2 protein-coding genes are annotated in these 11833 nt (G+C 42.3%); both read right to left on the bottom strand.

The window, feature by feature from the left end; genetic code table 11:
* Positions 1-44: 44 nt before the first annotated feature.
* On the bottom strand, positions 45-5894 hold the full coding sequence (locus tag ACR5KR_RS11635; protein WP_448266631.1) for an AAA family ATPase: 5850 nt from the start codon (positions 5892-5894) through the stop codon (positions 45-47).
* A gap of 75 nt (positions 5895-5969) precedes the next feature.
* The gene (locus ACR5KR_RS11630; RefSeq protein ID WP_448266630.1) at positions 5970-11759 is read right to left on the bottom strand and encodes an AAA family ATPase; all 5790 of its coding nucleotides are present in this window, start codon (positions 11757-11759) and stop codon (positions 5970-5972) included.
* Positions 11760-11833 lie beyond the last annotated feature (74 nt).

Genomic DNA, 11833 nt, shown 5'->3' with positions numbered 1-11833 from the left:
GTGTTCCCAGATATATTGAGTGTTTGATAAACAAGAGCAAAGATTTACATTGCAATTTCAACGATAAATTCTGTACCTTCACCGAGAACAGAGTTGCAACTCAATTTGCCACCGTGGGTTGATTCGACGATTTGAAAAGCGATCGCCAACCCCAAACCCGTACCTTTTCCCACAGATTTCGTAGTAAATAAATGCTCGAATATTTTCTGTTTAACTGATTCGCTCATCCCTTTACCATTATCTGCAATGGCAATTTTCACGAGTTGATCTGCCATTGAAGTGGTAATAGTAATTCGGTTGGGATTAACTTTAATATCTTCAAAACTCCGCCCAATATTCGACTCTTCTAATGCGTCAATGGCATTTGCCAGAATATTCATAAATACTTGATTGAGTTGCCCAGGAAAACATTCTAATTGAGGGAGATTGCCGTAGTTGGTGACAACTTCAATCGCGGGACGTTGTTCGTTAGCTTTGAGACGATGTTTGAGAATGAGAATGGTACTATCGATACCTTCGTGAATATTAAACGGCACTTTGTAATCGCGATCGGCACGAGAGAAAGTGCGTAAACTGGTGCTAATATTTTTCAGTCTCTCGCACGCCATCGTCATGGAATCAAGCATTTTCGGTAAATCTTCTAAGCTATATTCCAAATCGATTTCTGATTCGTGGTCAAGGATTTCTTCACTCTTATGTGGAAAAGTTTCTTGATATATTTTCAGGTGTTCAACAATATCAGAAAAGGTGGGTTTAGCTTGTTTAATACTGGCAGCAATAAAACCCAGAGGATTATTCATTTCGTGAGCTACGCCAGCAACTAAGTTACCCAACGCAGACATCTTTTCACTTTGAACAATTTGTAATTGAGCTTGTTGCAAGCCAAGTTCTGCTTGCTTGCGATCGCTAATATTCAAAAACAATCCATCCCAAACCAATGAGCCATCCGATCGCTGTTCAACTCTGGATTCACCGTGAAGCCATTTGACGATTCCTGACGGGGTAACGATTCGTCCTTCCCAGCACCAGGAAGATCGAGCTTGAACGGTGTCAGTGTAAGTTTGCAGGTAAGAAGCCAGATCATCTGGATGTATCATTTTGTCGAGAAAATCGGGATCGACAGCAGCTTGTTCTGGGGTGATTTCGTAAAAATTGTAACAGTCGGCACTGATGTAGTTTAACGAGAGGATGCCATCAGCACTCATCTGGTATTGACAAACCACCCCAGGCACGTTGTTTACTAAGTTGTGGAAGCGAGACTGGGCCACATTCAACTCCAAAAGCGATTCTAAGGAACGTTCGTAAAGTTGGGCATTTTCCAAGGAAATGGCAGCTTGAGCGCAAAGTAAGTTGAGAAGTTCGACGCGATCGCTCGTGAACGCCCCGTTTGTTAAATTATTTTCTAGATATAGAATGCCGATCAATTTCCCTTGATGCAAAATTGGGCTGCACAAAATACTTTTGGTTTGCTTACAGATGATATACGAGTCGTTTGCTAAAGTCAGATCGGCACTGGCATCAACTATTACAGCAGGTTGCCTGTTGTGCAAGACTTTGTAAATCAGCTTTCTTGGAATATCCTGAGAGTCTTCAATCGGAAGATGCTGCAACACGACGGGCTGTGTTCCCTCAGTAATCGAACCTTCAATTAGCAGGCGCGAGTCTTGCAACAGCATTAACACGCATTTATCAGCCCCCGCATTTTCGATGATGATCGAAAGCAATGATGAAAGCAGTTTGGACAGTTCGATTTCGCCAGAAATAGTTTGGGAAGCTTTGAGAATGGCAGCTAAATCTAAAGCTACAGAAGCACTGCTGCTGGAAGTAGCAGATGTAGTGGAGGTGATACTTCCCGAAGCGAAGATAGTTTCGTTAGTTGAGAGGGCCAAACGGGTTTGCTGTAATATGGGGGCGAGTAATTGGGGGTAGCGTTTTTCTAAGTCGGCGACTTTGGCATTCGCACCCCAGCGGGCATAGGCGTAGTAAGCATTCGTGATGTATTCTTGGGCAATGCGCTGTTTGCCCCAGTCAAGGTAAAATTTGGCAGCTAGTTCGTTGGCGAGGGCTTCTTCTTGGATATAACCGTGTTCTTTAGCCAGAGCAATGGCGCGATCGACTTGTACGATCGCTTCAGCTTTTTCACCTAACACTCGATGCTTTTCTGCCTCCACCAAATGCCACTTATGCAAGTAGTTCATCGGTGCATGATGCGATCGCTTCTGCAACTTTGCCTGATTCTCTGCTACCCGTTGCAAGCGATCTCCCAGATCGGAATCCCCACTACAATCTCCAGTTAAAGCAGCAAGAGAATCATAGAAGTAAAAGATTGGCACCGTAACAAGACCTGCCCCTGCTGTTAAATACTGTCTGCCCTCAGTCGCAATCTCTGACAGGGATTGTGCCGTTCCACCAAACAGGTAGCCAAGAATCAGTTTGTGCAGATAGAAGAAATGAAGCCCCATCAGATCGTTCGCTGCCAACAACTGGGGTAGCAACTGCGCCTCGTCGCACAGATCGCCCACAGAAAGCTGGGGATTCTGAGCGTTGCCCAACAGGTTAAAAACCGCCTGTCCGAGCATTTGAAAGTAGTTAAACGTCTGAACCTGCTTGAGATTCTTTGGCATCTGGCTGTAGGCGTTGATGTCTTGCTCCAGCGTTCCTAGTTCCTGACTGCTGAAGTAGGCATTTTTGCAGCTATGAAGTGCGGCATAACCCGCAAATTCCAAATCTCCGGTGTCTAATCCAATTTGGTAGCCTTCCCGTAGAACTTGCACTGACGTTTGCAGATGAGTAGTTCCATGCAGAACCAGCGCCCCTGCTATAACGCGGGTTCTACATTCAACTTCCTTAGCATTGAGTTTTTCGATGACCGCTAACCCTAGCTTGCCAGCCCGCTCTGCCCCTTCCATGTCTTCTAAAATGCCATTCAACAGCAGACCATAGTGGGCATAAAAGAAGGCAGAGAATGGCGCATTGCCGTATTGAATCGAGGCATTCACCTGCGACAGAATTAGTAATGGATATAAGGATGGATTTGTAATATAAATAGCTGATGCAGCGCTGGCGGCAATTTTTATCGCTGCTAGAGGTTCACCTGCCGTCATGGGAGGCAGGTATAATAACTCCTCGATCGCTCTACCCGCCAACAGGTTCACCGTATGCTGAAATCCCTGCTGGATATCTTCTTGCGTGGGGCTATCGGGCAATTGAATACCTAATTGACTTAGCACTTGTTTCGCCAGGTCGCTCGCATCCAACAGTTTATGCTGCAATGTATGGTTTTGAATCTGAATTTCGTAGATTTTCACCCGATCGAGGAGAGTTTTTCCTTGCTGCAATACTATCTGCGCCCAATGTTCCATTTGCTCGAAGTCTGCGGCAAGAAAAGCATTTTCAGCTGCCAATTCGTGCAACATTAGCGCCAATTCATACTGACTTTGCCAGCAATTGGGGGTTAACAGAGCGATCCCCGTATTTGCGTAGGTTATGGCAGATTCATAGGCGGTTGCAGACCGAGCTTTTTTAGCGGCGAGTCCGTTTAACCGGGCAATTTTCGCTCGTTCTGCGGGTTCAACGACCAATTTCAATCCCCTGTTCAGGTGATTGACTATATCAAATAGTTTGTTGGTCTGTTCTATGTCCGATGTGCCATCGAGCAGCAGTTGACCAATTTTGAGATGAGTCGTTTGTTTTTGGTCATCGGGAATCAGGGAATAGGCGGCTTGTTGGACGCGATCGTGTAAAAATTTATAAGTAACTGTCAATTGTTCTCGGTCATCGGCTGGTTGTACTTCGTCTGCGAATGACAAATGACTACTCGCCCTGAGCGGAGCCGTTCGCGTAGCGTCTCGTAGAGAAGGGATGACTAATAACTCTTGTTGGTAAAACTTATAAACTTCACTAATTGGTAAAATTAACCCTTCTTGCAAAGCTTTCCATAACGCCGCCGCTACGTCTGTTTGAGATTGTTCTGAAACAATTGCTAAGGTATTGAGATCGAACTGCGCCCCGATGCAAGCTGCCAATTTGAGAATTGTTTGGGTTAAGATTGGCAATTTCTTTAGTTGCACTGCCATGAACTCTACGACATTATCGGTGAGCAAGAGCGAACGCACTTGAGCAATGTCACATTGCCAATAGTTACCCTTAAAGTTAAAGGTAATTAATCCATCTTCATGCAATGCTTTGAGAAATTGTGTGCTGAAGAAGGGATTACCTTTTGTCTTGCTCATCACCATATCGGTCAAGGGTAACGCCAAGTTTAGAGAACAACTCAGCGTATCTGCAACTAACTGGTTTATTGATTCCAGATTCAGGGGAGCTAAGGTAATAGTATTAATGGTTGCCTTTGCTTTTTCCAGGTCTTGCAGCGTCAACATTAATGGATGAGCTTCCGAAACTTCGTTATCTCGGTATGCGCCAATCAGTAAGAGATACTGACTATCAGTTTTACTCATTAACAGGTGCATCAACTTCAGCGATGCCGAATCTGCCCACTGCAAGTCATCAATAAAGATGACTAGAGGATGTTCTTTTGTGGCGAATACCTGGATAAATTTTTCAAATAGTAAGTTGAAGCGATTTTGAGCAGCACTGCCAGAAAGTTCGGTTACAGAAGGTTGTTTGCCAATAATGCGCTCTAGTTCGGGAATCACTTCGATAATTACTTGTCCATTTTCTCCAAGTGCTGCTAATATTTGATTTCTCCATTGTTCTAGCTGGACATCGCTTTCGGTTAATAATTGCCCCATTAAATCCCGAAATGCTTGGACAAAAGCAGAGAAGGGAATGTTCCGTTGAAATTGGTCGAATTTTCCTTTGATGAAATAACCGCGTTGCTTGACAATTGGTTTGTGAACTTCGTTGACGACGGCTGTTTTCCCAATGCCGGAAAAACCTGCTACCAGCATCATTTCTGTTGTGCTTTGACTTACTCGATCGAATGCTTGTAATAGAGTTTCTACTTCGGTTTCTCGTCCATAGAGTTTGTCGGGAATGAGGAAGCGATCGCACACATCCCGACTCGCTATTTCAAAACTTTCAATCTTACCTGAAATCTGTAACTGATGCAGACAATTTTCTAAATCAAATTTTAGTCCTAAGGCATTCTGATATCTCTCTTCAGCATTCTTCGCCATCAATTTACTGACAATTTTTGATAGTACAGATGAAATTTCGCAATTAATTTCGTGTACTAATGGTGCGATTTTGGCAAGATGAGAATGTACCAACTCCATCGGTTCGTTGGAAGCAAAAGGTAACTCTCCCGTTAGTAATTCGTAGAAAGTTACGCCGAGTGAATAGAAGTCTGTGCGATAGTCAATCCCCCGGTTCATTCTACCTGTTTGTTCGGGAGAAACATAAGCAAGTGTCCCTTCTAATACATTAGGATTAACTAGTGTTTGAGTTTCTCTTGGTAATAGTGATGCAATACTAAAGTCAATTAATTTAACTTGTTTGGTTTGGGGATTGATTAATATATTGCTGGGTTTGATATCTTTGTGAATGATGCGCTCGTGGTAGAGTAAATTTAAGGTGTCGCATAGGGCGATTGCAAGAACTAAAAACTCCTGTAGAGATTGTAGATTCCCCTTGAATTTCCATTCCTTAAGAGAAATCCCACCAAAATCTTCCATTACCAATGCATAGCCATTTTGGTAAGGTTCTAGGTTATAAGTTTGAACTATCAGAGGTGAATTCAGATTTTTAGCAATGGTGTATTGATTGCGAAACGACAAGAGTTCGCCAAAACTCGGATAGGGATTTTTCAGCAGTTTAATGACTATAGGTAATGAGTCAGTTTCTCGATATCCTCGATAAACTAGGGTTCTGGAACCATTGTAGAGTTCTTCAGTTAAGCGATATCCGGGAATCCTAATAAAAGTGCTGACCATACTGCTGAAAAAGTGAAGATTTACAGATATAGTGTTCCCAGATATCTCAAGTTATTTAGAAACCAGAATAAAAGTTTACACCGGAATTTCAATGATAAATTCTGTACCTTGACCGATAACAGAATTACAATTCAATTTGCCGCTGTGGGTTGATTCGACGATTTGTTTTGCGATCGCCAATCCCAACCCCGTACCTTTACCCACAGATTTCGTAGTAAACAAATGGTCAAATATTTTTGATTTGACTGATTCACTCATCCCTTTGCCGTTATCAGCAATGGCAATTTTCACGAAATTATTTTCGATTGAAGTTGTAATGTTAATTTGGTTGGGATTATCTTTGATGTCCTGAAGATTGCGCCCGGTATTCGATTCATCTAATGCATCAATAGCATTAGCCAAAAGATTCATAAATACCTGATTTAATTGTCCAGGGAAGCATTCAACTTGCGGTAAATTTCCGTAGTTTGTAACAACTTCAATCGCCGGACGTTCAGGGTTAGCTTTCAAACGATGTTTGAGAATGAGAATAGTGCTATCGATACCTTCGTGGATATTAAACATCACTTTGTAATCGCGATCGGCACGAGAGAAAGTTCTCAAACTGGTGCTGATATTTTTCAATCTTTCGCACGCCATCGTCATGGAATCAAGCATTTTGGGCAAGTCTGATAAGCTATATTCCAAGTCAATTGATTCTGCATGGTCTTCGATTTCTTCACTTTTATTTGGGAAAGTTTCTTGATATAATTTCAGGTGTTCGGTAACATCGGCAATGGTGGGTTTAGTTTGTTGAAGACTGGCAGAAATAAAACCTAAAGGATTATTCATTTCGTGAGCAACACCAGCAACTAAGTTACCCAACACAGACATTTTCTCACTTTGAACAATTTGTAATTGAGCTTGTTGCAATGCCAGTTCTGCTTGCTTGCGATCGCTAATATCTAAAAACAATCCATCCCAAACGATCGAACCATCATCCTGGCGATGGGTTCGCGTTTCTCCGTGAATCCACTTGACGATTCCTGAAGAGGTGATGATTCGCCCCTCCCAATGCCAAGAAGATAGCGTTTGAACGAGATCGCTTGTGGACTGCTGGTAAGAAGCGAAGTCCTCTGGATGCACCATTTGTGTGAGAAAATCTACATTGGCAGTAGCCTGCTCTGGGGTGATTTCATACAGGTTGTAACAGTCGGCGCTGATATAAGTCAGTGTGGAAACCCCATCAGGAGTCATCTGGTATTGATAAACTACTCCAGGCACGTTATCTACTAAGTTGTGGAAGCGAGACTGGGCCGTATTCAACTCTGACAGCGACTGTTCTAATTGTTGGGCATTTTCTAAGGAATGTTCGTAAAGTCGGGCATTTTCCAAGGAAATGGCAGCTTGAGCGCAAAGTAAGTTGAGAAGTTCGACGCGCTCTTTTGTAAAGGCCCCCGTGACTAAACTGTTTTCGAGATATAAAATGCCCATCAACTTCCCTTGATGCAAAATCGGGCTGCACAAGATACTTTTCGGCTGCTGGCGCATGATGTATGGGTCGTTGGCGAGAGTCAAATCGGCAGTTGCATCTAGTAGCACAACAGTCTGCTTGTCATGTTTGACTTTGTAAATCAGTCTGTGGGGAATGTCGTGACTATCTTCAATGGGAATACGCTGCAAGACAATTGGCTTTGAACCTGTGGTAATCGCTCCTTTGATTAACAGGCGCTCGTCTCGCAAGAGCATAAACACGCATTTATCAGCCCCCGCATTTTCAATGACGATCTCAAGTAACGATGAAAGCAGTTTTTCAAATTCGATTTCACCTGAGATAGTATGAGAAGCTTTGAGAATGGCAGCTAAATCTAAAGCAACAGATACATTACTACTGTCGGAAATGCTGGAACTGACGGATGTAACATTTGCCAATGTGAAGATTGTGTCTCTAGTGGAGAAGGGAGTATGGATTTGCTGGAGGATAGGGGTTAGCAGTTGCGGATAGTGTCTTTCCAGATCGGCAATTTTGGCCTTTGCACCCCATTTTGCGTAACAATAGTAAGCTTCTTGTATATAGCCTGCGGCGAATTTTTCTTTGCCCCATTCGAGGCAGAATTTACCTGCAAGTTCGTTTCCTAAGGCTTGTTCTTGCAGATAGCCATTGACTTCAGCAAGAGAAATAGCACTATCAAATAGTTCAATTGCTTCTGTTTTCTGTCCTGATAAAACGCTTAAAACTGCATTCACGAGATCGTACTTATGAGCAAAGTTTTCCGGACAACTAGCTGCCCATAGACTCAGTTGCGCTTGGTTTGATTTAACTTTTTGGATGTAACTATTGTCTAAACCTAGAGAATGACTCCGGCAGTATTCAGCTATAGCAATAGATTGATAGAAATTGATCGCTGCAACCTGATATTTTCCAGTAATTGTACCAACGAGGTCTTCAGCCCCCTGAGCCGATTTCAATGCCTCCTCATAGCGTCCGTAAAAACAGAGAATTTTAGTTTTTAGGAGCAAATAGTGGCAAATTGCATAATCGCTGTTGTTTATTCTACATACTTCAAGATGCTGCTGCTCAGTCGGGATATCAAGAGCAGAACTAGCTGTCAGTTCAGCAAGCGCAATGTTTAATCCAGAGAGCACATCCACAGTAAGCTGATAGTTAAGTTTCTTGGCACAAAATTCTAAATATTCAGGAAGATTTTGCTGAATTTCTAATAGGTTTTCTCCTGCATAAAATGGATTGAGCAGCTTGTACATCAAAAGATTACCTGAGAAAACCATCTCCCCAGACTGTAGCCCAGCCACTAATCCTCGATCGAAAATAGGCCCTGAGCAACGCAAGGGACGCACCCATGAAAGCAGATTATTCCCCAGCATATAACAAGCTTTGCATAGATTATCTGCTTGCTTAAATCGTTTGGCTAAACTTTCTGCAAGTACTCCAAATTCATAGCCAGATTGATAGTTGCTTTGATAATATCCGAGATACATTCCATAGGCGGAAAATCCGTTTCCTGATTCAGCTATTACGCCAAAATTGAGAGATACTGAAACCATCGATAACGCGACGACAAAGTATAGTTCTGCCTTTTGGAGAACATAAACGGGTACGATTAAATTATTCAATATTTTGATAATCAGGCGTTTTTCTGGATCGGTGGCTTCTGGTTCATCAACGAGCTGCTCTATTGTGCGATCGCCTAATTTCAATTGAATCTCACGTTGGTAAGATTCAAGTTTATCTGGTAAGTCTATTTCTGATAAATCAAAATTCAAGCAAGACAATGCCTTTTGTCCATACTGAAGTGCTTGGAGGTACTGACCTTGCAATGTGAACATCAAAATCGCTAGGTTAAAGGCTTCAGCTCTTTCAATTTGTTGTCTTGCAAAGCTAGAGATCGCTTCAACAATGGCTAGAGAAGATTGAAAATCTCCAGACAAATACTTAACTTCTGCGAGATTGAAATAAACATCTAAGGACTTCTCATAACATTGCTGCCAACTATCTGGAGGTAACAAGCTCTCAGCTACCGTAAAGTAGTTAACAGCAACTCCATAGGCAGTAGACTCTTTAGCCTTTTTCCCGGCAATAGAGTTTAGTTGTAAAAGTTCTGAACGTTCTTCCTGGCTTTGATGAAGTACCAAGCCCTCATTTAAGTGATTGACGATCGCAAAAATTTTACTGCCTTGTTCTTCTTTTGAAACATTAGCAAGCAGAAGTTTGCCAATTTGGAAGTGGGTTGCTTGTCTCAAAGTCTCAGGAATGAGAGAGTAAGCGGCTTGCTGTACTCGGTCGTGGAGAAACAGATAACTAACAGTAATGTTATCAACCGCTTCTACATCGTGTCCTTTGCCTTGGAAAAACTTGTAGGTTGAGTTTTCTGGAATAACTAACCCGTCTTGAAGCGATCGCCACAAGTCTGCTGCTACACTATCTTGAGTAGCTTCACAGACTACTGCTAAGGTTTCTAAATCAAATCGATTACCAATGCACGCCGCTAGCTTTAATACTTGCTGTGTTGCTTCTGGTAGCCTCTGCAATCGTCGGATCGTAAATTCCACAACATCATCCGTCAGCGCCAACTGTGTCACCTGGGTTAAGTCACACTGCCAATAGCCGGAGGAACGATTGAAAAAAATACATTCTTCCTCGTGCAGTCCGTACAAAAACTGAATGGTGAAAAATGGATTTCCCTGAGTTTTTTGGTAGACCAAGTGCGAAAGTGGCGCAGCGATATTATTTGAACACTGCAATGTATCGGCAACTAAACAAGTAATATCTAATTCATTCAAAGCAGCCAACATGAGAGTATTGAGATTGACACCTTGTTTTCTAATCTCATTGAAAGTTAGCATCAGCGGGTGGGCTGGAAAAACTTCATTATGCCGATAAGCTCCCAGTACGAGTAGATAGCCTGCTTCTGACTCGCTCATCAACAATTTCAAAAGGTTCAAAGAAGCAGAATCGGCCCACTGCAAATCATCGAGGAAGATCGCTAAGGGATGTTCTTTTTTCGTAAATACCCGAATAAATTTGCCAAAGAGCAGATTAAACCGATTCTGAGATGCACTCCCAACTAATTCAATTAGCGGGGGTTGGGAACCAATGATGTATTCTAGTTCGGGAATGACTTCAATCAGAACTTGTCCGTTTTCACCAACAGTCGCCAGGATTTGCTCCTTCCAGCGAGCTAATTCTGTATCGGATGCGCTGAGGATTTGTCCCATCAAGCTGCGAAAAGCTTGGACAAAGGCTGAAAACGGAATGTTGCGATTAAACTGGTCGTACTTCCCTTTGATGAAATAGCCGTACTGTCGGGTGATGGGTTTGTGGACTTCATTCACCACCGCAGTTTTGCCAATACCAGAAAAACCAGCCACTAGCATCAGTTCAGAACCGCCGCTAGCAACACGCTCGAAGGCTTTCAGTAAAGACTGAACTTCATTTTCCCGTCCGTAGAGTTTATCGGGGATAATGAAGCGATCGCACACATCATGCTGTGCTATTTCAAAGCTCTCAATCTTACCCGAAACTTGTAATTGATGCAGACAATTTTCTAAATCAAATTTCAGTCCCAAGGCACTCTGATATCTATCTTCAGCATTCTTCGCCATCAATTTACTGACAATTTTTGATAGTACAGATGAAATTTCTGGATTAATTTCGTGTACTAATGGTGCGATTTTCGCAATATGAGAATGTACCAACTCCATTGGATTGTTGGACGCAAAAGGTAACTCTCCAGTGAGTAATTCGTAGAAAGTTATGCCGAGTGAATAAAAATCTGTGCGATAGTCAATCCCCCGATTCATTCGGCCTGTTTGTTCGGGAGAGATATAAGCTAATGTTCCTTCTAAAACATTGGGGTTAACGAGGGTTTGGGTTTCTCTTGGTAATAGTGATGCAATACTAAAGTCAATTAATTTAACTTGTTTGGTTTCGGGATTAATTAATATATTGCTAGGTTTAATATCTTTATGAATAATCCGCTCTTGGTAGAGTAAATTTAAGGTGTCGCAGAGTGCGATCGCTATTTCTAAAAACTCTTGTAGAGAAGCGATATGTAGCGTCTGGTCAGAGGTGAAATAATCTGTCAGAGAAATTCCCCCAAAGTCTTCCATGACTAAAACATAGCCATTTTGGTACGGTTCTAGGCTATAAGTTTGGACGATTAGAGGTGAGTGGAGATTTTTCGCAATCACATACTGATTGCGAAACGACAAGAGTTCGCTGAAATTGGGATAAGGATTTTTCAGCAGTTTGATTGCTACTCTTAAAGAGCCAGTTTCTCGAACTGCTTGATAAACCACGGTTCTCGAACCGTTGTAGATTTCTGCGGTAACGTTATATCCAGGAATTCTCACAAAAGTGGCTATCATACTGCTGAAGAAGTGATGATTTACTGATATAGTGTTCCCAGATATCTAAAGTTATTTAGAAACAAGAATAAAAA

This window comes from Nostoc sp. DSM 114159 (assembly GCF_053470285.1).
This window is presented reverse-complemented; position numbering and strand designations above follow the sequence as displayed.